A 23,512-nucleotide genomic window follows, 5' to 3' on the forward strand; every position below is an offset into this window, starting at 1 on the left:
AATCCGTCTACCGCCTTTCAATACCTGACTTATCAGGAATCAACCTAATGAAAAGCCCGTGAAATCGGGCTTTTTTGATTTTCTGTTAGGTTAAACCAGACTAACTTTAAAAATATTTTGGGGCGGATTTGGGGCGAAAACAGGCCGACATTACTGTCGGCCTGCCAAGTCCGTCAGAGCGGACATTTTCGAGATTTTCCGTTATAGAGACAATTATTTATCTAACACTATATAAAAAAGCCCCAGCCTTTCGGCCAGGGTAGATTAAATTTAAGAAAACATATTTTTTATTTATCGCAGTTTCCGCTGCGGTTTTTTATTTACGACAATTGGCCCCACAGGTCAATGCGGTTGCCTGCTTCGTCCGTTTGGCCAATCGCCAAGTAATTGCGATTACCAGACTCACCAACGTACGAAATCCAGCGATAACCATCATTTGAGCCTTTAGAGTCGTAATGGACTTTTTCGCCCGGCTGATAAACTGCCACGATTTCACCGTCCAAGCTAGGCGTTCGGCGGACATTGATTGGAGAGTCGCCGACTGTAAAAGTAGCATCTTCTGGGAAGAAAGGAGCCTCATGATTTTCCATGACTTCTGTAATCGTTTCTTTTAACTCAGCTTTAGGTAAAGACTCGCCTTTTGGACGAAATGCTGTTGGATACAAGATAGAGTATGGAAAAGCAACGAGGTTAAACACACCCCCGATACCGTCAGGCCCCGAAGCTCCACCTTGGTTCTGACCAAGGAACCAACCTTGAGTGCCATCGATGTCCCCAGCGAAAATAGCGATATGTGAAACAGGTGTGAGGTCTGTTTCCATAAAGACAGCTACATCGCCTTCTTCCATGTTTTCCACTTCGTCGAAATAGTCCAGCATGCCATTAGTATAGCGTTGCTCCCAAATGTCTTTAACAAAGCCAGAGACTGTGCAGTTGGCAAATGGTACACCTAACCAAACGCAGTATTTAGCGTATCCGTCCCAACATTGCCAGCTAAACCAACCGTCAATATCGAAGCCGTACCCAAGGACTTCATCTTGAAATAATTTATACTTACGCATATTTTCTCCTCCTATTTATCAAACTGGCTAGCGTCAACGATGTAAGTCACTTCGCCCACGATTTGAAGCGGTGTAGGCAGCTGGCGCACATTGCTGGCATTGACCAGCACACGACCGTCTGGCATCAAAACAAAGTCAATCGTAGCTTGTGGATGGATTTTGCCTTGAGAAATCACCTTAGCTGTAAATGTTACAGGATGCGCAGGCTTAAAGCCTTCTGCGATTCTTTCGGTCAAGGTATATTGGCCGTTATCCCAGCGTTGTGTGGCTGGGGTAGAGATGTGAGCTCGTACTTGAGCTTCTTCGTTACGAGCTAGATAAAGCTTTGACCCGAAGCCAAAACGGAAATTTCCTTCTGCGTAATCAGTTACTTTTACTTTTGTCATTTTTTATTTTCCTTTCAAATTTTCAAAGACCGCAAACCAAAAATAGGTTGCAGCAAAAGCAAACAGAGCAAGCTTCAGCGCCTGCTCTTTTATTCTATTTTTTATCATTTTTATCCGAATTCGATATTTTTTCGATAAACTCTCGAAAAAATGTTGTGTTAATACCGAGCTTGTCGAAATTTTCCAGAATAGATTTTAGCTCAAAAAATAGATAACCGAAATAAAGTATCTGTAGAGCTCCCAGTCCAATTCCTTCAGGCAGCAAGATAGACAGCGGAATGCAGAAAGCTAGTAAAGCGATACTAGCAATCTTGCGAATAATTCCGTTGATTCCTTCTTTGCTGCGAAATTCAATGTTGGGATTGAGCTTAGCGGCCAAAGTTCCTGTAAGGAAGTCAATAGCCATAGCACCCATGATGAGTGCTAAAGTAAACACAATCAGTTCATCCTGCGTATCAATTAAGGTACGCAAGCTGTGTGACCATTCCAAAACGTTAGCCTGCATTCATCACCCTTTCTTTTCTTTAGCCCCAGTTTCCAGCTCTGCAATGATGGCATCCTCCGCAGCGTAGACTGCGTCCTGAAATGCCTGTTCTTGCTTACGCACTTCGCGACGATTCGCAGCATACGCTTCGCTGTCGTTGATCCATTCGGTAAATGTGGTCACGCCCTTATCATCGATATCCGCAGTCATTGTCTTAACGACTGTGTCACCAACCTTTAGGCTTCCGACCAATTTTGTAGTTTTTACGATTTCTAAAGTCATAGTTATTCTCCTTCTTTAGCTGGTTTCGTTTGTTCTTCAAGCAAAGCTTCCAGCTCTGTTACTTTTGCTTGCAATTCCGCATTTTTTTCTTGCTCCAGGATCAATCGAGCTTTTAGTTCAATTTCTCCCAAAGTCGAGTTATCTAGCCGATTCTTATATCCAGCTAGCATGAGATTATAAAATTTACTATCCATAGATACCTCTCTATATAATTTTGCCTTTTGGTACATCTCCAGCAAGCGGAAACTCGTCAACAGTTGTGTAGCTGACTGTGCCAGTCCAAACTCGATTGCCTTTCTTGTTGTTGGTATAACGAATGCTTCCGTCGGTTTCCAAATGGACAATGCAGGTAGCGTCAATAGTCGTGTTCAAATTACCAGTCAGGGTTAAGTGAGCTTGTGAAATAGGTCGAAATCCGCTTGGGATTTGCTCTCTTGCTTTACCATTTTCTATGATTTCGTTGATATTGCAGATAATCCGCGTCACAGACACCGTCACCAGATTCCCGATTCGCAAAAACGTAGCGTTGACGCCCCACATTAAACTAGACTCAGCCTGTAACCTGATTTTCTGGTTGACTGTATCGATGTTGAGAGCGGAATAGCCATTCGAATACGCCAAATCCCAAGAGCCTGTCCCTCCGCCTTTCAGCGAGTAGTTAAGGCGTTGATACGAAATAACGTCAGGCGACACTTGCATCGTATGGATCGGCTTCTCATTGGTGTCGTAAGCATTCATCAAAATGCCGTTTGGCAGCATCTTGATTTCTTCCTTGCCTAAATTCGAGCGAGGTCCTGACTTGTTGTGATTCGTAATCTGGATGTTGTCAGCGATTCTGATTTCACCTCTTGTGTAAGATGTTTCGTACTCATTGATGATTTCTCCAGAGGTCACTCTACCAAGCTTACCGCTCAAAGCAGACAGCTCACCCTCAATGTTTAGCTTGTCAACTGTGACAGAGCCGTTGACAATCATGTCGCCCTTTACTTTTAGCAAACGGGCGATAATCTCAACATTTTCCGGGCTTTGAGCAATCATGCTAGCCAAGGTCTGGCCGTTGACAGTCTTCTCCACACTAGAGATGATACCGCCTTCGTTGATTTTGACCTGGCTTTTTCTGAGGACCGAGTTGCTCAACTCTTGCACAGCTTGCGTAATTTGATTAGCTCGTTGATTCAGCTCTGTTTGTGAGACTTTACCAGAGACTTGCTGAGTAATCGTGGTCAACTGCCCCTCAGCTGTCCGTTTAAACTCCGCCAGACTTGTCTTAGTCTCGTTAAGGCCAGTCTCGACCTTGCCGACTTTATTCAGGGTTTCTTGCGCTGACTGCTTCCACATATTAAAGCTCGTCAGCGATCCGTTGGCCGTGTTAATAGCAGCTTGTACGCTGGACAGTTGGCCATCGACTGTCTGACGATACTCGGCTAGCTTGGTATCTGCGTAACTTGTGGCGTCTTCAGGGGCTGGCGACCAGTCGGATGTGATAGTCGCTTTTTCGATTTTTAAAAAATCTGCTTGACTGTCGTTTGGGGACAGGTTGATCAAGTCACCAGTAAAATAATAGTCTGTATTCTGCTCGATAAATTGTTTACCTGTAAACAACAAAACCGCGTCTTCCTTATTACAATTAAACTTTATGCGTAATTCTGAGTACGGTTTTGTGATTTTAAACTTACGAGCAAATTGGCCTGTCTCGCTAATCGTTATCACAGCACTGTAAGATCCATCTGTCCATCGAAATTGCAATTGGAGAGTTGGTCTAGTTGTATTTTGGGTAGTCTTTGCTGTAAACTTGTATGTTTCTCTGTCAAAGCTTGATTTGACAGGTTTTGTGTTAAACATCCCCATCAAGTTCCGCCCGCCTACAGCTAACTCCTCAAACCTACGTATCAGCCCTCGCACGTCCTCTGCGTGCTGAGCCCTGCCCACATAGCCAGATTCAACGATCTGGCGCAGAGTAGTTAGCTGACGTGCAGTTTCCTCACGACTGTAAGTGCGTAAGGATTCCGCCCTCGTGCCGTCAGCGTTAACGTATGACTGGATAGCCGACAGGGCTGTCCGTAACCCTTGAGCCGTTCGCTCAAAGGTAGCTTTGGCCTCTGTAATGAGGCCTTCGGTGTCTTCGAGAGCAGGGCTCCAGTCACTTTTTAAGCGACCTTTTGATACTTTTGGTTTTTTGATATATAAAATCGAGTTGGTGCTAAAGTTATAGCCGTAAATATAAAATTGGACTTTTTTGGTTACGTCAATATCATCATTGACTTTTAACGGTGCTCCTAGCCGCACCCAACGACCTTTTTCGTTTACTTCGACTTTTGCTTGACCTGCGTAGAAATTGAGTTTACCAGTCGAATTATGGTAGTAAAATCCAAATCTAACATGCGTGCCTAAATCGGTCGCATACAAATCAGCTGAAAAGTAATACTCTCCAGCTGTAATGACTCCGATTTTAAAATCAGTTGACAATGCTTTCCAGTGTCGGGAGCCGTCGCTCTCGTTAAATGCAAAGACCGTATCACTTGACATGCTTGTATCAAAGTACCCATGCTGGTTATTTTGAGCATTTGGTAGACCTGCGTTGTATGGATTGTACCAGTAAGGCGCAATCATGTTTTGATAGGTTTTGCCGTTAGCTGTGTAACGCTGTCCGTTATCTCTCAGATTTTTAAATTCTGAGTTGATAAACAGATTCTCGCCAACCGATAGGCTAGCCAGTTCCTCACGAATCCTTTCTGCGGTCTGATTGACCTCTGTTTTGCTGGCTTTGTCAGCCAGCTGGCCAGTGATACGAGCTAAGCTTTGCGTATTGCTTTGCTCGTAAATTGTTTGTTGATTGCGGATAGCCCCAACATCAGACCGGATTTGGCTGATGTTGCCAGATAGTTGATTTTGAGCTTGCGTCAGGTTCGCCCTAACCCCTTCCAGATTATTTTTGACAGCTGCCAATTGGGATTCAGCAGCTGTTACAGCTTTTTTTAGTTCTGCAGTATCAGCTGGGTCTCCTCGTTCTCCCTTTGGTCCTTGCGGTCCTACAGCTCCCTGCGGCCCACGTTCGCCTTGAGGTCCTCTAGCTCCTGTCTCTCCTTTGTCGCCTTTGGCTCCGGTTGCTCCAGTAGAACCTTTCGGTCCTTGCGGCCCAGGGTCTCCTTTAGCTCCATTTTGACCATCGTTGACATTAGTAAAAGTCAACTGCTCTCTGGCCACTTCCTGACCGTTTACCAAGGCTATAGCCGTCAAGGTAAGGGATTCCCTCATTCCTGCCGCTGTGACCTTGTGGCTTGGAGCTTGTCCAAAATCCTCGTTGTCAATCAGCCACTTCCAGGTACATTCCACAGCCTTATTGCCCTTTTTAAGTGTTGGAAAAACTGTGGATTCACCTTGGTTGTTCTTAAAGATGTGGCCGTTATCAGTAGCGAGATTGACAACGTAGGGAGTTGCCTCTTCAGCCAGCTCCTCTACTCGTTTCAGCAGTTCACTAGCTATCTGGCTAGACTTTCGTTCAAAGTTTGTTAGAGTAGTTTTGTCTGTATTAGCGCCTAATAAGGACTCTGTCTGCTCACTGATGCGCGCTTGGACATAGAGGGGGGGATCATAATGTTCTGAGTCAATCAGCGTCAATGTGTCGCCAATCTCACCATTTACTTTTCCCTCTGTGCTATAAGCAATTTTAGGGACACAGCGCTTTTTCAGCTCTGCCAACAGATAACCAAAGAGAGACTCTTTCGAGTCATGCTCTGTCTCTCCATTTTCCAGCACGATCCAGCCATCATCTGTCTTTTTGGTGATGGAAGGAAATTGGTCGCGAGATTGTGGAGCGTAGATAGTATTTCCTTGACTGTAAAAGAGGAGTTTCCCCTTATCATCATAGATCTTTTTATCAAGACCAGCGATGGTCAAGCCGTCTTTTCCGCTCCCTCTGATAGCCGTCTTGATGTCATTGATATCATCTGAGTAGTTAATGACTTTCAAGTCCTTTCCTACTCGAATAGGAAGTCCAGTCTTGACCTTGCCGAGATTTCCAGCTCGGTAGATATTGAGGACATGCCGTTTCAGCGAGTAGTCGCTGTTAAGCTCCGTTACAAACTCCAGCTCAGCTCCAAAGCTATTAGCGATAGAGTATAGTCGAGCTAGCACCGTGTCAGTCCCAGACCATTCTAGCTTAATGGTCTTATCAGCAATCTCGTTAATTCCGACTTCAAGTGAATGCTCAGGATCAAAAACATCCACATACTCTCGGATGCTCATAGCTCTGCTAGCCTTATAAGCTCCTCGCTTCTCCTCATTAGCTTCCAGACTCAAAGAGTAAGCCGTGATTTCCATCTGATAGCCTGTCTTCTTGACAGACTTGATAGTCATCCAATAATCTTTTCCCTTATATCTAAATGCCAAACGGCAACCACTTTTTACTTTTGTGATGTCCTTTGAGCGATATTTGATGACCAGATAACTACACGAGCCTTTCAAAAAACGAGTCAGATCGGCTGCATGATACTTAATTCCATTTTGATTATCAAAAAAACCGACAACATGCGTGTCAGTTGAGTCTCTAATAGCAATTCTCACATTGTTTTTCACTAAGTCCAAGCCTCCTCAATCTCAGCATAGGCACTAGCCACCTCAGAGAAGCTAGAGACTAACAGCTGTACTTTTGTTTCTCCAGGCGGTGCTAAAAAAAACTGTGACCCCAAAATCTCATCATCAGGAGCTAGTAAGCCATTGACATACAGCCTACCCGGTTCATCCGGATTGATCTCACCGCTAGCATCGATAAAAAGTTCAGATAATGCAGGATAGCGATTAGGTACATCGCGCCAAAAAGGCACATTCAGCTTAAAAAATGAAAAATCATTTAAATATTGATGTGTGACGATTTGGTCATTCGTGTTTCTGCCATTTATCTGCCCACAGAAAAACTGCACCTTGCTAGCTTCTACATTCTTAATTCCTGATTCAAAATAAGAGAAATACTGACCATACCAAAAGAAAGTGACCTTATCACCCTCTTTTCGCAAGTCAAACATATTCCTATTTTGATTTCTGGCTTCAGTTCCGTAGGGGTTATCAGTTACCCAAAAACTAGGAGTAAAGTCAATCTTATGTTTGATATGACTTCCTCCCTTGCCATCACCAAGCAAAAAATAAACGCTAGCCCGGTTTCCAACTCGGTCATGTTTCTCAATAGCCATCCCAGCGATAAAACGATTGGCATTGTCTACAACAGCCAAACACCAAGCGCCTGTCTGCCCCATCAGCCCAGTTTCAAACCAAGCTCGTGCCCAGATGTACCATTCTGTAGCTCCTACAGACAAGTTGAGCTCCTTGATAGCACCAAAAAAGGGATTATTCCCTGTATTATTAAATCCCCTAGGTAAAATACCCAACCGTCCATTAAAAGCCGTATCAGCTGACATCGTTGTGACAGCTTTCTTTCCTTGATTCTCGTAAAACACCGTGCCATTTTGCCAGTTAGCAAAGTTTCCGCCCTGATTGCTAGCTAGAGTAATGTTCTTCTTTTCTCTAGCATAGTCAGTCTCCTCAAATTTCCCATACTGGATTACGCCAAGTTTACTAGCGATAGCGACAAAGCCAGACTCTTTTTTAAGTTTGACTTTATAGTTTATTGGCACAGGTTCGCTACCAGTATTGATAATGGTAGCTTCCCACAGTCCTTCAGCATTTTTAGCAAAATTAAAGCGTTTTGGAAACTTAGCATGCCCTAAACCATCGGCTACTGTAAAATTGATAGTGCCTTTCCCATTAAACCGAATCTCTTTAAAATTCAGGTTTCCGCTAGGTATCGCATAAAAGACACGGTCAGGTAGGTGGCTAAAGGTCAACTTTTTCGCCTCAGATACATTGAGAGCCGTCTGTAAAGCATCATAATCAGCCACACTATCATATGCCACATAAAAGGGTACAGAGATCTTCTTCAATTTCTTGCGAGTCTTGACAAACTCTGCACCACTCATCGTTGGATACTCCTGAAAAGTCGGGTCATGGTCTGCACCGTTAAAAGCGGTGAACCCATCTAAAACAGTAATCCACCTTGTCAATTCAACGTCGTTAAAATGTACTTTTATCAATTAAGTCCACCCCAATCCGTCGACAGCTTTAAGAATAGTCTGTCGTTTCTCTTGTTCTTCTGCTATCGGTTCAGCTAATATTTGAGAGACTTCTCTCGTATCTACTTGCTGAGACACGATGACTGGCCGATTAGCCAACTTAGCAATGGTTTCCAGAAGCGTAGATTCCTTGTCCCGGTTATGATCAGGATCAAGTATCTGATCCAGCAATTTACTAGATGTCAAGGCAACTTGCACCTCGTTATTTCCCAAAACTCCTAAATCAGGAGCTAATATTTCATCTCCAAAACTGTCAGCAATCGAACCAGCCATGCCACTAACAGTCTTTTTGACCTCTTTAAACTTTTCTTTTAGGCTCTTATCAAGCCCTCCCATGATTGCATTACCAGCAGGTATCAAGAGCTTGCGGTCATACTCGATTGGCCCCTTGTGGTCACGGATCCAGCCTGCGATACCGCCGACAAAATCCGTCACACTGCCCCAAGCAGATTTCAGACCGCCCAGGAAGCCATCAAGGATAGCCCGACCAGCATCCCAAAGATTGATATTAGCTAGACCTTTAAAGATATTGGTGACACTGTTGACCACATTAGTCACACCCTGTTGTAAGGTATTCCAGGCATTCTGAGCGCCTTGGATCAGACCATTTATGATAGAAATAACCCCTGATTTAAGGGCATTCCAGCCATTCACAGCCGTTGACTTGATGCTCTCCCACAAGCCAGACAGGAAGTTCATAAAGCCGTTCCAGGTATTTTGCGCCCCCTGTACAAGACCTGTTATCAAGTTTGTTACAGTGGATTTAACCCATTCCCAAGCCGCTGAAGCAGCCGACTTGATAAACTCCCAAATCGCAGATAAAGCAGCTGAAAAGTTTTCAAATGCAGCTTTCCCAAAACCTACAATGGCATCAACCAAGCCCATGAAAATGGCTTTGATACCTTCCCAAACCAGAGAAACACCATTTTTTATCCCCTCCCAAATCAGAGCTAGGTCAGCACCTAGCTGGGTGAAATTCCCAGTCACTAGATCAATGATGACCAAGATCGCACCTAAGAAGATAGATTTGATAAACTCCCAGGCTCCCTGAAAGACCATCTTGATGCCTTCGAAAATCTGAGAAATCCCATTTGAGACACCATTCCACAAATTCAAAAATCCATCAATAAAAGGCTGGACGATAGACATGATCGTCGTAGTAAATTGGGTCCAAGCAATCGAAGCAGCTGTTTGTATTGTCAGCCACAAAGCATCGAAAAATACAACAATCCCATTCCACAAATTCTTAACATTCTCAACAGCCGAGCTCCAAGCTTCAGACACGCTAGACCAGAGATTATTCGCTCCTTCAGAAATGCTAGACCATAAACCACTAAAGAACTCAGCAATCCCCTGCCACGCCACCTTTATCCAATCAACAAAGGCAGCCCAAATCTGACGGCCAGTCTCAGTTTGAGTGAAAAACCAAGTTAAAGCTGCGATTGCAGCAGCAATCCACCCAATAAGAGGGATTGAAGAAATAGCAGCTATCGCTGATGTAGCAAAACCTGAAATAGCTGTTTTTGCAATTGCCAAAATACCAGGTATGCCACCTAAGCCTTGCACAAATGTAGCAATTTTAGCCACTGGAAGCCCAACTCCTAAAGCAACTACAGAAGTCTTAAGTAAATCTGCTGCTAGCTGATTATCCTTAAAAAACTTAGTTACATCTTTTAGTATTGATGACACCTCTTTTATAAATCCTGTCAGAATTTCAAATGCAGTGCCAAGCAAATTGACTTCTTGCTTACCATCCCTTACTCCTAATAGCTCTCCAATAAAACTACCAACAATCCCAGCGATATTTCCAATAGTCGCCCCAACATTTTCAAAAGTGACACGGATATTATCTGCTATGTTGACAATTTGTTTCGCTGCATCATCACTAAAACCTAGCACCTTCAGAATATCGATGTTATCCTGTTTGTTTAAGGAGCCAAAAATCATGTCAAAGAAAGTCTGGAAAATTCCTGTGACCCTTGATAATTGATCATACACCGCACTTCCAAAAGCATCTCCAAATAGCTCAGAAGCTATCTTGCTAATCCCTTCTGTTAATAGCAATCCAAGACCAGAAAACACATTTCCAATCATCGGAATGAAATTATCAAACAAAAATGTTTTGGTAGTATCAAATAGAGCATGTAATGCTGGCAAAATATTCTGTCCCAAGGCCAACTGACCAAGCACATTCTGCGCCGCTGCTTTCATAGCAGAAAAGGAACCACTAAAGGTTGATGCGGCCTCTTTAGCAGTCGTCCCTGTAATATCCAGATTTTCTTGGATAGCGTGAATGGCATTGTAGACATCAGACAGATTGTTGATGTCGTATTTGACACCGGTCAGTTTCTCAGCGTCAGCCAAGAGCCGTTCCATTTCGGATTTAGTACCGCCATATCCAAGCTTGAGGTTATCTAGCATGGTGTAGTTTTGCTTAGCAAACCCTTGATAAGCATCTTGGATTCGCCCCATGTCCGTACCCATTTTATTGGCATTATCGGACATGTCCACCATGGCCATGTTGGCCACATCAGCAGCCTTCGTTGTATCGCCTCCTAACGATTGTAAGAGGCTTGCTGAGAAGCCTGTTACATTTTCCATGTACGCATTGGCTGACAGACCTGTTGTCTTATAAGCTTCAGCCGCATATTTCTTGACAGTGTCAGCACTGCCCTTGAAAAGGGTCTCAACCCCTCCTAGAGATTGTTGTAGGGCTGCCCCCTCATGAATAGCAGCTGAAAAGGCCTTACCAATTCCAGCTGCTGCAATCGCTTTTGTCGCCACGCTGACCAAGCTAGCTCCTAGCGATTGGCCAGCACTTTGCCCAGCAGCCGATGCCTCTGGATTCAGAATAGCTTGGATTTTCCCAGTTATTCCTCTCGCAGACGGAATCAACTGCACATACGCTTGTGCGATTTCTGTAGCCATTACTTCTCACCTCCTACCTCGGCTAAAATTCGTTGACGATACGCTTCAAATTCCTCACCAGAACTAAAGACCATCTCATCCCTTTCTTTCTCTTCTCCGATCAGCTTCTGAGCTATCATGGTTGGCCTGTTAGCACCCTTTTGACCATCTTTGGTCTTAAACCAGACGAGCGTTGACAGTCTATCCAGCGTACTAGCCATCAACAAAGTCTCAAAAGGCACCTTCTGATTACTCAAAGCCATCTTGATCCGAGAGTCCTCTTTTAAACCAAAAGCAAAGACAGCTACCTGTTGAGCAGGTAGCTGCCTATAATCATAAATGCCATAAGTTTCAGCAAGATCACAGATGAGAGCATCTTCATCTAGGTCGATCATTCTAGCAAGGAGGGCTATTTTTTTAGATTGGTCCTGCTTTTAAAGATTTCTTCCACTTCCTGCATCAATTTCCCTGTTGGCACCATCCCAGCTTCTGTTCGGACGTGGTCCTTCAAGTCCTGAGCCTTATCACCCAGCATCAGATTGATAACGGTTGGCAAGACAGCAGGATTTTTATCGACTTCTGCAACTGCTTCCAACAGTTCATAGTTATCCAATCGTTCCTGCGTGATTTCAAAGGCAAAACCAGTCGAAGTTTTCCCTTTAAATGTTTTTCCTTGTGCACCATGATTACGTTTTTTACGTTTGCGTTTTGCCATCTATTAAGCCCCCTTGATGTATTCGTAGTGAGTATTTCCGTTAGCGTCCGGAAATGCTGTGATAGTTGTTTTATATCCAATGACATTCCCATCATTGTAGGTAATTTCGCCAACTTCTGTCACTTTCCCTGAAGGGATGACAATCCGCTTAAGAGCCCCGTTTTTCAAAACCATTTCTATAACTAGACAATGATTTTCTAGCTCTTTTGCGTTTGCCTTGATGGCCATACCAGTAGCAAGATCGCCCGAAACATTTTCAGAACCATAAACCTCTTTCAGGACATCAATATTCAGACCCTCAATTAAGGTGTAGCTGAAAGTGTCCTTCTTTTCTTTTTGGGAAGAGTTGACGATTGCTCCTCCCCAAGCCTTCACATCTTCCGATTCAGGCGAGTTGCTGTTGGTCATCCCGTCATCCGAGATGTACCCTAAAGACTTAAAAGCAGCCTCTAGTTTGGTTGTTGCATCCGTTGGTAATTTGGTTCCAAGCGGTGCCGAATGCACTGCTCCGCCAACTTTAGGTTTCGCAGTTGTTACATTAGCTTCTAATGCCATTGCAATATCTCCTTTAGTAATAGTTAATATCAAACACCGCCTGATAGCGATATTGTTTAGTTTCTGTGTCCGTAAAGTTGTAATCGCTGTTCAAGTGGACACCGCTGATTGAGTCCAGCTCAATCAACCCTTTTACAGCCTGCTTCACTTTGACATTGAGCTCGGCAGCCTTCTGCATAGTGGGACCATAGCTTTGAAAAGCAAAGGTCGCACTACCAGAATGATTCCACTCACTGCTACCAGTTTTTTCAATGATGACAAAACTGGCTGGCATCTTTGCTTCATGCTCAAAAAAAGACGGCACATCTAAATGCCCGTCAAGGTATTTCTTGATGATGATTTCAATCATTTAGCGCACCGCCTTCAACAAAGTATTATTTCGTAGATTATCTTTCTTAGCTTGATAGGTTTTTGGATAGACCATCGCATTTGCCCGTGTCTTACCGACATGACTGTCCTGCTCATAGCCTGTACCACATCGACTACGGATTTTAGTAGCTTCCTGATTCAGTAGATTTTGGATTTCCTTTGACTTCAGCAAGGCTCCGACACCAGCACCATTTAGCTTGACTTTCATACTAGCCATACCGCTCCACCGTCACTTTCTTGTTCCATTCCAGCGGAATCAGGCTCTCAATCCCTTCAGTTGGGATGCCAAAAGTGCGCCATCGCTGACCAAAGAAAAGAACTTCCTTATCTTCCCAATCATGATTATCGCCTTTAGGTATTGCTAAGGTATAGACAGCTACCTTGCCAGTAAGATTGAGCTGATTGACTTTCTCGTCTGTTGAGGTTGGGCGCACAAGCACATTTTCAACCTTAATTTCTCGATCTTCAAAGACAGAATGACCAAAATCATCCTGTCCTGTCTTGATCTTGTCAATTAAGGTCACGGTAATACCCTTAATCCGTCCCATAGATCTCCATCACCCCAAATCTTTGTTTTCTCAAGCCCAAACGCTTCAATTCGCTTGCCTTGATATGTAATCCCCCGCCTGGAACCAAATAGGACCCACTCACCGAATAGCCCAAGGCGCTCTCAGCAAATTGAGTCATCGGTTCCTGCTCAGTAGAGATCATCAAGGTACGAGCTACCACATCGACAGTAACTGACTTGACCACACTTGCAAAAGACGAATCCTCAGCCGCAAGCACATCCAAGTCTTTCCCAACCTTTTTAGCTTCGACACGCAGAGAGTCAGAGACAATTTTCAACAGAGCCTCTGCTCGCTTGCGTTCGTCCGATTTTAAAAGACGCCACAAAGTTTGCAGGTCTTCAACTGTTGCAAAGTCTCCCATTCAGCTTACTCCTTATGCGCTTCCAGCAAAGCAATCAATTCTGCTTTCTTAGCTTTGTCACTGTACTCAACACCAAGCTCGTCTAGCTTAGACTTGATCTCTGGCACGGTCCGGTTTTCTGGATCATCCACTTGTCCTTCTTGTGACTTTGCAAATTCAGCAGCGGGAATCCAGTCGCCCAGCAATTTACAATCTGTTTCAATTATCACTAAGGTTTCTTTGTTAATATATTCCATATTAAGCCTCCACACGAGCAAATGCCTGCTCGTCAAGAATTCCCCAACCTACATACACTTGCGTACGTAAGCAAACTTCACGGTAGCGTTTCAAGTCACGACCAGCTCCGTCTGGATCACCGTACTTAATGATTTCAAGAGGAATTTCCTCTGCATATCCCCATTTGACGGCATTTTCAAAATCACCAACGATAACATGGTCTTTTTTAGCCGAACTTGCAACGGTAGTCAATGTTTTATTAATATCAGACTTCATTCCATAAAACGATCCTGGATTTTGGCCAAAACGGTATTCAGGATATTGGACTACCCCATTTACCTTGATTTTCCCAAGTGCTGCTCCTGCAGCTGGAGACAATGCAATACCGTTTACTTCGCAATCATTTGCTGTGATGGTTGCGACAGCAGTATCAATATTTTCATCAATTTTATCTGCTTCATAAGTCACTACATTTCCAGTGATCAAACCATCAAATGAGTTCGTTGATTTGAAAGAAGCATCTGTCATTGATTTTGGTTCAAGCCCATGGAATGAAGCGATATCAATTGCTTGTGCAACTTTTTTAGACAAGCCATCAATAAAAGATTTGAGGTAAGATAATTGTTTTTCTTCAGAACAATTTACAAATTCCTCAGATACCCGTGCTTGGTAAGTAATCAAAATAGGTTTGATTACCTTTGGTTTCATAGTTGCACTTCCAGCATTCGAAGGATTTCCTTCACCTACGATTTCAGCATTTCCTTCGAGATTGAATACAAATGTTTCCGTTCCAGAAAACGGAATAGGTTCTCGAGTAGTAAGTTTTGCAAGGGTTGAATGTCCCTTTACCTTACTAAAAATGTCTTGGACTGTCTCAACTGGGAAAAGATCCCCTGTTTGTAGTGTTGCCATAAATTATTCTCCTCTCATTTTGTGCAACATTCCTTTTAATGCTGCATCCTTATCATCGCCTAATTTAGGCTCATTCATTCCAAGCGGATAACCTGGTTGATTACTTTTCATAAACCCAGCCAAGCGCTCCGCATCTGCTTTGAAGCTCTCTTCATCAATTCCCTGCAAACGGTCTGCAAGGTCGTAAGGCAATCCATGTTGCAAAGCTACACGAGTTCGCAGACTAGCTGTCTCATAACCAGCGATTTGCTTCTGCATGTCTTCAAGTTTCTTGTCAGCATCCGCCTTGCTTTGATGATTAGCTTCAATTGTTGACTTCAAATCAACATTTTCTTTTTTCAAGTCTTCAACAAGAGATTTAATCTGGTCATAGTCGGCATACTTCTCTTTCTCTCGAGATAAGCGAGCCTTAATAGCAGCATCAAATTCTTCTTGTGTAGTGATTGGTTTAAATTCTGACATTCTCATGTCTCCTTTCTCCTGCTTTCCCGGCAGTTCGGTAATTTTTGGCATCAAAAAAAGCAGTCACAAGACCGCTCGTTTTAATAACTGATTTTTTGCTTTTTCTTAGGCTTGGTCGTAGCACAAGCCCAATGCGCAAGCAAGGCGCTGTCCATCAAAGAAATATCCATGTCGTCAAAGTGCGATCGATAGCCAAAGCCACCATTTGAGCCAATATTCCGCTTATCGCAGTTAGTGGCTACTTTTGATAGCGATGGCTGGCCAGCGTGACAGATGGTTTTCTGGTAGATACCCTGTTCCCAAAGAGCATTGGCCACGATGATTTCCTTCACCGTCGGCAGAATCACATTCTTGATTCTGTAGTCCTTCAACTCTTCGTCTAGGATCTTTTGACCACTTGCGCCATCAATGACAATTTGAGCCACATCGGCTTGACGCAAGAAAGCAACCATCCACTCATTTCCGTTACGAACGGATTGACAATCGACTGTCTCGATAAAGAAACGGCCATCCTTGGTCCTAGCAGCAATACTCAATGCCACGTTCGTTCCATCTTGACCGTACTTAATACCAACAGACAGCTTGCCAGACAATTCTGGTACATCATCCACCTTGAGCTCATTCCACTCCGTTTCAGAAATGGCAGATTTTTGGTTGTAAGTCGGCCAAAATCCCAAACGTTGGATATTATGGTCTAACTTATCCTCACCAAGCTCAGCCTCAATCTTCCGCTCATTTAAGTGGTAGCCCATGGATGGATTGGAATTATACCAAGCTTCTACATCATCAATTTCCTTTTCATCAGAAACCGACCACTCAGCCCAGCCAGAATACTTCCCTTTACCAAAGAGACAAGTCTCACGATACTTAGTAAAGACCGTACCACTTGATACAGGTGTCGGAGGTGTCCCACACATGATTGTGATAGGGTTCGCACTATCCGTCACCGTGTATTTCAAAGCAGATTCTTGCTCTGTCGTGTACTCTTGAGCCTCGTCAATGATCAGCATGTCAAATCCCTCACCAAGACCACCATTTGATGTCCTAGTACGAAATTGGACAACACCACCCGTTGAATACAGCTCAATTCTCTCCTGCCCCTTCGCTCGAATGGAATTGAAATCCTCACCATCAACATACCCCATTTTCTCAAGGTATCGTTTGACCTTTTCGAAAGAGGAGTGAGATGTAGAAATCCGGTGAGCCGTATGTAGGATATTCAATCCCTTATGCAAGCCCCAAATTTCAAGAATATAAAGGATTTCAGACTTCCCATTCCGCCGAGGGATAGAATAACCAAACTTCTGATGCACCCAAAGACCGTTCTTGTCAATGGCCATCATAGGCAGTAAGAGATTTTTCTGCCAGGCATAGCAAGAAAGACCCGTCCGTTCGTAAAGTTCAATCGCTTCTTTAGCTTTTGAATTTTTCTTGACGTATTTTAAAATCACCGATTGAGTAGGATTCTGATTGCCAAGTTTCTTCCTCGCCATTCTAATTTCCTTTCAATCGTCATCGCATGATAACCCTATCGCTGGGAGATATCAGATCACCTCCTAATCTTTAATAGCTCGGTTTGAAACTTTAGTGTATACATCTACGTAAGTCTCTTTCTTGTCTCCGTTATGCGTGATTTCTGCATAATCGCCACATTTTTCACCAGACTTGATTTGATTAGTACTAACAAGAGCCTTCCAATTTTGCAAAGTTTTGCTAAACCAAACTACAAAGCAGTCTTCTTCTTTGATTTCACGACCTGCTAAGCGTGAAAATTCTTGCGATGCCAATTGTTTTGCTTTTTTTAACATTTTTTATTCCTTTCTGAACATAAAGAAAACCGTATGGAAAGCCAAACGGTTTATATTGATTTATAGCAATAGAATTATAAATACCTCACACAGAACCTCCTTTCAATTTTTCAAAAAGAAAAGCACCCTGACCACTGTCAACGTGCTTATGCTATAATTTCAACTTCCTTGATTTCGTCCTCAAAGAGTTTTGTCCATCGGGTTCCTGACTTAACGGATAACCCATCAAATTCTTCATCATAGACATCCTTGTCCTCATACAGACAGACACCTTCAAATGTTTGGTTGTCAATATCAGTAATTCTGACAAACTTGTTATTAAATTCCCTGAGTTCCATCAGTCTCCCCTTTCATAGTATGTCGGTATCAAGTGTGCGCCAGTTTTGCTATATTTGATTGTCATAGCATTTACTGGCTTACCAGTATAGACATCAATTCCTAACGGCCTATCTTCAAATAGATCAACCTTTTCATTGCTGGTTTGAGCACCTTTTCTACTTGTTTCTAAAAAGCCAGTCATCTTGTACTTATTGTACAGAGCATTGACATCCACATGATCATAAAAATAGCTCTTTCCAATCGGTGATGTTGATTGAATATGTCTAGCTTGTTTTTCTGGATTGATTTTATCCAGCCAAGTGCCATTTTTAAATTTTTCCTGGATATAAACTACATCTCTTAAGCGTTCATATCTTTCACTATCATTATACTTCAACTCTTGAAATTGCGCTAGTGAAATAGGTGCATTTTGTGGGCCCAAAACTTCAACAATCTTCTTGTATTCTCGGATATCTACCTTTCGATTATTATCACGCACATCAATATTCTGCTGCTTGCGCCGTTCAAGGATATCGGCACTTTCTTTTGACCATTTTTTAGACCAAGAGTTTTGCTGCTTCCCATTTTTAGGATGATAATCAATGGTGCATTGACAACGTTGATGCCTTCGGTAAAATCCTAGCGGTTCTTCACCGTACAAGTATTTACCAACCAGCGATTGACACCAGTCACAGCAATGTCCCGTGGAATGTCGTTCAATGACTGGAGCCAGCCCAACTTTCTTCTGAAATTCAGCATTTTTCTGAATACTATCATCAATAATGCTCTGACTAAAATTGACAATCGGCTCTTTCAAAATCCAAGCAATCTGACTAAACTCAGATTCACTGGAAATCCGATTGACTAAACCAGTTATCCTGTCTTGATTTAGTTCAGGGACTTGAACTCTCAGCCCTATTTTAGCCTCTTCATTCAAATTTTTCTGAACTTGCTGAGCATAGCCACTTATTAGCTCGAAATTCCTCCCTAGCGTCTCCGTCAGCAACCTTTTAGCGATATTGTAATACATTTTACCGTCTGGCAGATTAGAGGAGTTTACAGAGCCTCTCAGAGCTTTAGAAAGAATTTCCCCTAATTCGATAGCATACTCATTCGCATCCAGATAGCCAGCTGACTTAGATTGTAATTTTGACAAGAGAGACTTCAGCACCTCGCTATCAAGCCTCGCCTCCTCAAATTCCGTCTGAATTTTCGTCAACAAGTCCGGCACGATATCCTTGATCATCATTTACCTCTTTCTCAATCGGGGCGGGGGCAAGATTCTCAGCACCCTTGATACCTGTCAAGTCTCGGATGGTCTCACCATCCACATATCCAGGCACAGCCTGATTGAGCTTGATAGCACCATCCCCAATCATCGTCAGCATATTGGCATCTGCTTCAAATAACGGCTCCCACTTCACTTTCGTTTTCACAAATTGACTACGAGCATACTGGAAATCATCTTGCAAACAAGTAGCCACATAGGCCACATTCAGAAAACCTGCTCCTAGCGACCGCTGAGCCTTCCGCCCAGCTAAACGCAAATTCTCATGACTAGCCTTGATAGCTTCCACAGATGATGGATTGTCAGACACAAACCCCAAATCATCCAAAGTCAAGCCCATTTCGCCAGCAAAGCCAGCAGCAGCCGTTCTTAGTTGCTCTGTAAAAGGTGACATGCTAGCAGTGCTAAACTGGCCAACGTTTGGCTTTTCCCCATTGTCACTAGCAGAAATCGTCAATAGGCTTGATACTGTCGCTTGCCATTTTTCCAACGGCTCTGCATCAGGATCCAGCCCCAGAATATACTTTTGAGGCCATGAGTAAAACTCTGCCGTAATATCAGCCCGCTCCAAAGTACGCTTAGCATATTTCTGATAATACATCCCAGCTCTCGTGATACGACTACGACCAAACGGTCTGACCGCATCAGGACGATGAATCACAGGAACCAACAGCGGAATATTCGTTGGATTGCTGATTGGGTAGGGATCACCATCCTTCGGAATGAAATGCGTAGCATTTGGCTCAAAGTAAGCCTCTAAAGTTGCCTGACCATAATCATCACGAGCCAGCACCGCATAACCTTCCACAAGAAGACCAGTGATAGGATCAATCACGCCAGTCGCATTGCTAGCCTCAATCACCTGCAAACGAACCTCATCATCTTCCCCTTTTGAGATGTAGATGAAGCAACACGAACCAATCAGCGCAGCCAGAATAGCACTATCAAAAAAGATATCCGGATTGTTTCTATCAAAAATTTCCGTCACATTAAAAACATCATCTCCAAATTCCCGAAAAACCAGACGATCAGCAAGACTATCCACACCTTTAGCAGTCCATCCCAAAGTCGCCCTGTACTGTGCCCTGACATTTGGAGGAATCGTGATTCCTATTGGCGCTTCCTGATACTGCATAGCATAATGCTTATATCTCAGATTGACCCTTGACCTGCAAGATGCAAGTTTCCTCCTCAGATAATCAATTCCTCTTAATTCCAAGTCATTCTCCTTCTATTTCTAGGTTTTGGCGCGAGAAAAAATGTACAGTGACGGCGTGAAGCCCCGCCGAGCCTTGGGGGAGGGTACTACCCCCCTATCTGCCAAAAAGGCGGATTGGCTGTAAAATCATTATTTTATTTTTTTCAAGCGTTAAGCAAAAAATATCATTATTGATTTTTATTTAAAAATTTTAGAATAGCATTTGTTTGCATGCTTAAATATCCTTTTAATCTTTTAACATCTATACTTTGCCCAATCTCTGCTCTGAGGAAGATTGCGATTACCAACAACCTTTGAACTTTCAGTTCTGCTATCGGCATAGAGCTTATCAGACTTCTGTCTGTTGCATTGCCAATGAGCCAGCTGTAGATTATTGATATCTGATGGATGACCGTTTCTATTGATTGGAATGATGTGGTCAATGACTGGGCTCAATGGGTGCGGGTACTTCAGAGACTTGTCTACGGGTAACCCACAAATTCCACAAGTATTTCTGGTTTTAAGTATGATGTTCTTGTTTTTTTCAAACGCAACACGGTGGGGTCCGTTTCTGTCAGGGCGGGGGAGGTTCATCTTGGGCCTTCCTTTTTTTATGATTGGGAGGGAGGTTTTCAAGACCTCTCCGCTTGTTCTGGGGAGGGGGGTATTTTCTGTACTTGAACCCCTCCCGTATTTAACATATCTTATATTCTGTTAAATAAAACTAACATCCTCAAAAATCAAGTGTATCAAGTGCTCACATCTGTTTTATTAAAAACTAATTTACATTTTCTCATTGTGTTAAATAAATAGGTTTTAATAGCTAAAATTCATCATCGAATCATCAAGTTCATCTTGCTTAATACCAATATAATCAAGTGTGATGTCTGGTGATGAATGATTAAATAATTCCATCAAAATCGCTACGTTTTGATTTCGTCTGTAATGATGATAGCCAAATGATTTTCTCATAGAGTGGGTACCAATGTTCTTCAGGCCGATATGCTCAGCTGCTTGCTTTAAAATCTGGTATGCTGCAACCCTTCCAATGTGAGCGATACGCACACCGTCCGTTCTGACTTTCTTTTTGCTTGGAAACAGATAATCGTAATCTTGTAGTTCGTTAGTTTTGATGTAATGATTCAAAGCTTTTCTTAACTCTGGATTGATTGCGAAACGCTTGACTTTTCCTGTCTTTTTCTCAGTGACTTCGATTCTATCGCTCGTAACATGTTTGACCTGAAGAGGTATGATGTCGCTGATGCGCATTCCAGAATATAGACCGCACATGATCAGAACATAATTTCGTTCGCTTTTTGATTTCAAAAAGTCTTTCATCCGTTCGATATCATCAAGTTCACGAATTGGTTCTACTTTTTTCACAACATCACCTCCAAACTACAATAAAAGGCAGGTTGTGCCTGCCTTTGTCTATTATTAGATAATACCATTTTAGCACATTGAAATTGGTCTTTACTCTTGACTTACTCCGCTCTTACTCCATAATCTCGACCTGCTCACCGTTTCGATAAAGCTCTGCAAATGCTAATAGAGCTTTATCAAGAATTTCATAGTATGAGCTTTCTGAGATCGAAAGCTCATTGTATATCGTCTCATCTTTCTTTCGATGCCAGACAAGGTACTTCTCGTAGATAATTCTACGATAGTATGGATCGTGCAGCTCGCTGACCGCCTGCTCAATAGCATCTAGCTCCATCTCTGCGTCTACTTTTCTAATAGCAAGCTTCTCAACCTGACTAGTCGTATCGCTTCCAGGATTGCGAGGCATGAAAGAGTAGGTAGTCGTCACCTTTTGACCGTCCTTGTCATTGGCCACACGACGCCAGCGAGGATAGCCTTTTAAAATTTTCTTGGCATTTTCTTTCGTTTTCGCTTCGTTTATTTCTGGGAAAAAAGGCATCTCTCACCTCAATTCTATGTATTTTCATTTTTCAAGGCTTGTCAAAACCTTCGGCCCACAAGTACAACATTATTGATCATCTGCCACCTCCAAAAGCTTTGGATTCTCAAATACATTCCCGACGATTTTCAACTCTGTAATATTGTCGCTCAAATCCAACTCGTTCAAATTCTGGTCTTTCCTGACCCATTTTGCTTGTGTTTCGTCAAATTCAACAATATCCCAAAAATCTTCTCCATCGTTTCCGTACAAAATGTCTTTTTCGAAAATTTCTCTGCAATTTTTATCGAATAGTCCGGTAAAACGTCCTACTGACTCCGAATTTACATGGCACCAAGACCCAATGGTTATATACTGTTCGGTAACTTCTATGACCTCATTGATAATAAATGATTTTCCTCGGTCTTGAATAAGATAGCCGTATTGCCACTCCCCCTTACTGTCTCCCTCTACAGACAATCCTCTGTATGGATATATCATTTAATCACCTCCAATTCCTCAATCAACCAATCAAGGTTCTTTCTTGCTTTTTTTAGGTCTTCAAGCCCGTTCTTTTTTTGGAAACGCAGCTGATATTTCAAAGCATTGCCAAGATAAAAACCCTTAATCTGTTCCGATGTCATAAAATTCCTGAGTACATCAATTGATTCCATTCCATACTTACCTTGATAATGGCTTGGATTGTGTACATTGTCATGGACAATTTTGATACCTGTAAACTGACCCTCTTCAGTTGGTATATTCGATTGTTCAGTAGTAAAATCACATTTTGTCATTACTTCACCCGTCCTCTCAAATAATCAGGAATTTCGTCCCCTACGCTCAAGCTCTCGTATTGCTCCTTGGTTACAAGGAATTTTCCGTACGGTCCAGCTGTCACTGTGTAGCGACCGTCTATGATTTCCTTGTCCGTGATCCTGCCGTACATTTCTGCACCAGCATTATCCGCCCTGTAGATTGTGATAAGCTTTCTAGCTTCGAGCTGTTCCACTCGCTCGTTGAGCCTGTTAATCCTGATGATTGCTGCTATCAAAATCGCTAGCAAAATTACAATTATGGATAAAAATGGCAAAAATTTCATGTCAAATCCTCCTCTTTTACAAACACGCCATCAATCATCTTGCCTTTCCGATCCTTGATTTCGTCATACGCAATCTGCAAGCAAGTATCTGCTGTAGTGCAATTGTGAATTGCTATTGAATGTATGTTGCTATGTAGCATAATCAAATCTGGCTTGATGAGCGGTGTTTTTGTCTCGCTGTAAAAAATATGCTTGTGTAATTTATTTGCAAGAGTACCCAAACTTGTAACCATCAGCAATAGTTCCATCTCCTCTGGCGTCGCTTGAATATCTGCGTCATTTTTGAGCTGCAACTCAAGACCAGTCAAGACAACTTGCATATCTCCCAGCGCATCCTTGATTAGCTCATTCTTGCCTTTAGCAATGCCCTCAAACAATTCACCAGCTTCTTCCATAAGCTTTTCAAATTGCTTGACTGGATTTGCTTCATGTAGATTTCTTTCTACAAACCATTGCTCTACTTTTTCTTCAAGTGTTATACTATTCATCTTTTTTTC

At 42.8% G+C, this 23,512-nt stretch carries 30 protein-coding genes and 1 pseudogene; all 31 read right to left on the minus strand.

What is annotated here, in order from left to right:
* Positions 1-320: 320 nt before the first annotated feature.
* On the minus strand, positions 321-590 hold the full coding sequence (locus FZ954_RS12025; RefSeq protein ID WP_080978302.1) for an SH3 domain-containing protein: 270 nt from the start codon (positions 588-590) through the stop codon (positions 321-323).
* A gap of 48 nt (positions 591-638) precedes the next feature.
* A pseudogene (locus tag FZ954_RS12030) lies at positions 639-1,061 on the minus strand (CHAP domain-containing protein); the annotation flags it as partial.
* Positions 1,062-1,072: 11 nt separating this feature from the next.
* The gene (locus FZ954_RS11455; protein WP_148878442.1) at positions 1,073-1,447 is read right to left on the minus strand and encodes a hypothetical protein; all 375 of its coding nucleotides are present in this window, start codon (positions 1,445-1,447) and stop codon (positions 1,073-1,075) included.
* Positions 1,448-1,541: 94 nt separating this feature from the next.
* Entirely contained in the window at positions 1,542-1,952 is a 411-nt protein-coding gene (locus FZ954_RS11460; RefSeq protein ID WP_148878443.1) for a phage holin family protein, read from the minus strand.
* Between the two features lie 3 nt (positions 1,953-1,955).
* Positions 1,956-2,213, minus strand: a complete 258-nt coding sequence (locus tag FZ954_RS11465) for a hypothetical protein (protein WP_148878444.1) — start codon at positions 2,211-2,213, stop codon at positions 1,956-1,958.
* Positions 2,214-2,215: 2 nt separating this feature from the next.
* Positions 2,216-2,407 carry a hypothetical protein gene (locus tag FZ954_RS11470; RefSeq protein WP_148878445.1) on the minus strand — a complete coding sequence of 64 codons (192 nt, stop codon included), beginning with the start codon at positions 2,405-2,407 and terminating at the stop codon, positions 2,216-2,218.
* A 10-nt stretch (positions 2,408-2,417) separates the two neighbouring features.
* Positions 2,418-6,788, minus strand: coding sequence for a phage tail protein (locus tag FZ954_RS12035; protein ID WP_148878446.1), 4,371 nt, complete (start codon positions 6,786-6,788; stop codon positions 2,418-2,420).
* Positions 6,788-8,296, minus strand: coding sequence for a distal tail protein Dit (locus FZ954_RS11480; protein ID WP_148878447.1), 1,509 nt, complete (start codon positions 8,294-8,296; stop codon positions 6,788-6,790). The genes FZ954_RS12035 and FZ954_RS11480 overlap by 1 nt, the downstream gene beginning before the upstream one ends.
* Complete coding sequence (locus FZ954_RS11485) at positions 8,297-11,263, minus strand: PblA (RefSeq protein WP_148878448.1); 2,967 nt, start codon at positions 11,261-11,263, stop codon at positions 8,297-8,299.
* Positions 11,263-11,637, minus strand: a complete 375-nt coding sequence (locus FZ954_RS11490; protein WP_148878449.1) for a DUF5361 domain-containing protein — start codon at positions 11,635-11,637, stop codon at positions 11,263-11,265. Before FZ954_RS11490 ends, FZ954_RS11485 begins: the two co-directional genes overlap by 1 nt.
* A gap of 14 nt (positions 11,638-11,651) precedes the next feature.
* A complete protein-coding gene (locus FZ954_RS11495) occupies positions 11,652-11,957 on the minus strand; it encodes a hypothetical protein (protein ID WP_148878450.1) in 306 nt (101 codons plus the stop codon).
* Positions 11,958-11,960: 3 nt separating this feature from the next.
* Entirely contained in the window at positions 11,961-12,512 is a 552-nt protein-coding gene (locus tag FZ954_RS11500) for a phage tail protein (protein WP_148878451.1), read from the minus strand.
* 13 nt (positions 12,513-12,525) lie between these two features.
* On the minus strand, positions 12,526-12,861 hold the full coding sequence (locus tag FZ954_RS11505; RefSeq protein WP_148878452.1) for a hypothetical protein: 336 nt from the start codon (positions 12,859-12,861) through the stop codon (positions 12,526-12,528).
* The gene (locus tag FZ954_RS11510; RefSeq protein ID WP_148878453.1) at positions 12,862-13,098 is read right to left on the minus strand and encodes a hypothetical protein; all 237 of its coding nucleotides are present in this window, start codon (positions 13,096-13,098) and stop codon (positions 12,862-12,864) included.
* On the minus strand, positions 13,091-13,429 hold the full coding sequence (locus FZ954_RS11515; RefSeq protein ID WP_148878454.1) for a hypothetical protein: 339 nt from the start codon (positions 13,427-13,429) through the stop codon (positions 13,091-13,093). The genes FZ954_RS11510 and FZ954_RS11515 overlap by 8 nt, the downstream gene beginning before the upstream one ends.
* Positions 13,416-13,811 carry a phage Gp19/Gp15/Gp42 family protein gene (locus FZ954_RS11520; RefSeq protein WP_148878455.1) on the minus strand — a complete coding sequence of 132 codons (396 nt, stop codon included), beginning with the start codon at positions 13,809-13,811 and terminating at the stop codon, positions 13,416-13,418. The genes FZ954_RS11515 and FZ954_RS11520 overlap by 14 nt, the downstream gene beginning before the upstream one ends.
* A gap of 5 nt (positions 13,812-13,816) precedes the next feature.
* Positions 13,817-14,047: a HeH/LEM domain-containing protein gene (locus tag FZ954_RS11525; protein ID WP_148878456.1), complete on the minus strand. Its 231-nt coding sequence runs from the start codon at positions 14,045-14,047 to the stop codon at positions 13,817-13,819.
* Between the two features lies 1 nt (position 14,048).
* On the minus strand, positions 14,049-14,939 hold the full coding sequence (locus FZ954_RS11530; protein WP_148878457.1) for a phage major capsid protein: 891 nt from the start codon (positions 14,937-14,939) through the stop codon (positions 14,049-14,051).
* Positions 14,940-14,942: 3 nt separating this feature from the next.
* A complete protein-coding gene (locus tag FZ954_RS11535) occupies positions 14,943-15,401 on the minus strand; it encodes a DUF4355 domain-containing protein (protein ID WP_148878458.1) in 459 nt (152 codons plus the stop codon).
* An 80-nt stretch (positions 15,402-15,481) separates the two neighbouring features.
* A complete protein-coding gene (locus tag FZ954_RS11540) occupies positions 15,482-16,894 on the minus strand; it encodes a terminase (RefSeq protein WP_148878459.1) in 1,413 nt (470 codons plus the stop codon).
* A 63-nt stretch (positions 16,895-16,957) separates the two neighbouring features.
* Complete coding sequence (locus FZ954_RS11545) at positions 16,958-17,209, minus strand: DUF6275 family protein (protein ID WP_070480017.1); 252 nt, start codon at positions 17,207-17,209, stop codon at positions 16,958-16,960.
* A 146-nt stretch (positions 17,210-17,355) separates the two neighbouring features.
* Positions 17,356-17,547, minus strand: coding sequence for a hypothetical protein (locus tag FZ954_RS11550; RefSeq protein WP_148878460.1), 192 nt, complete (start codon positions 17,545-17,547; stop codon positions 17,356-17,358).
* Complete coding sequence (locus FZ954_RS11555) at positions 17,547-18,773, minus strand: polymorphic toxin type 50 domain-containing protein (RefSeq protein WP_148878481.1); 1,227 nt, start codon at positions 18,771-18,773, stop codon at positions 17,547-17,549. The genes FZ954_RS11550 and FZ954_RS11555 overlap by 1 nt, the downstream gene beginning before the upstream one ends.
* Positions 18,721-20,034 carry a hypothetical protein gene (locus FZ954_RS11560; protein ID WP_148878461.1) on the minus strand — a complete coding sequence of 438 codons (1,314 nt, stop codon included), beginning with the start codon at positions 20,032-20,034 and terminating at the stop codon, positions 18,721-18,723. The genes FZ954_RS11555 and FZ954_RS11560 overlap by 53 nt, the downstream gene beginning before the upstream one ends.
* 234 nt (positions 20,035-20,268) lie before the next feature.
* Complete coding sequence (locus FZ954_RS11565; protein WP_148878482.1) at positions 20,269-20,607, minus strand: HNH endonuclease; 339 nt, start codon at positions 20,605-20,607, stop codon at positions 20,269-20,271.
* A gap of 222 nt (positions 20,608-20,829) precedes the next feature.
* On the minus strand, positions 20,830-21,396 hold the full coding sequence (locus FZ954_RS11570) for a site-specific integrase (protein WP_148878462.1): 567 nt from the start codon (positions 21,394-21,396) through the stop codon (positions 20,830-20,832).
* Between the two features lie 112 nt (positions 21,397-21,508).
* The gene (locus FZ954_RS11575; protein ID WP_148878463.1) at positions 21,509-21,934 is read right to left on the minus strand and encodes an ArpU family phage packaging/lysis transcriptional regulator; all 426 of its coding nucleotides are present in this window, start codon (positions 21,932-21,934) and stop codon (positions 21,509-21,511) included.
* A gap of 69 nt (positions 21,935-22,003) precedes the next feature.
* Positions 22,004-22,414, minus strand: coding sequence for a YopX family protein (locus tag FZ954_RS11580; RefSeq protein WP_148878464.1), 411 nt, complete (start codon positions 22,412-22,414; stop codon positions 22,004-22,006).
* Positions 22,411-22,644: a DUF3310 domain-containing protein gene (locus FZ954_RS11585; RefSeq protein WP_262366255.1), complete on the minus strand. Its 234-nt coding sequence runs from the start codon at positions 22,642-22,644 to the stop codon at positions 22,411-22,413. The genes FZ954_RS11580 and FZ954_RS11585 overlap by 4 nt, the downstream gene beginning before the upstream one ends.
* Positions 22,645-22,709: 65 nt before the next feature.
* Positions 22,710-23,015 (minus strand): DUF1372 family protein, encoded by a 306-nt coding sequence (locus FZ954_RS11590; RefSeq protein ID WP_148878466.1) that lies wholly within the window; start codon positions 23,013-23,015, stop codon positions 22,710-22,712.
* Positions 23,012-23,503 carry a MazG-like family protein gene (locus FZ954_RS11595; RefSeq protein WP_148878467.1) on the minus strand — a complete coding sequence of 164 codons (492 nt, stop codon included), beginning with the start codon at positions 23,501-23,503 and terminating at the stop codon, positions 23,012-23,014. The genes FZ954_RS11590 and FZ954_RS11595 overlap by 4 nt, the downstream gene beginning before the upstream one ends.
* Between the last annotated feature and the right edge of the window lie 9 nt (positions 23,504-23,512).

This window comes from Streptococcus sp. Marseille-P7375 (genome assembly GCF_902460365.1).
Classification (GTDB): Bacteria; Bacillota; Bacilli; order Lactobacillales; family Streptococcaceae; genus Streptococcus; species Streptococcus cristatus_I.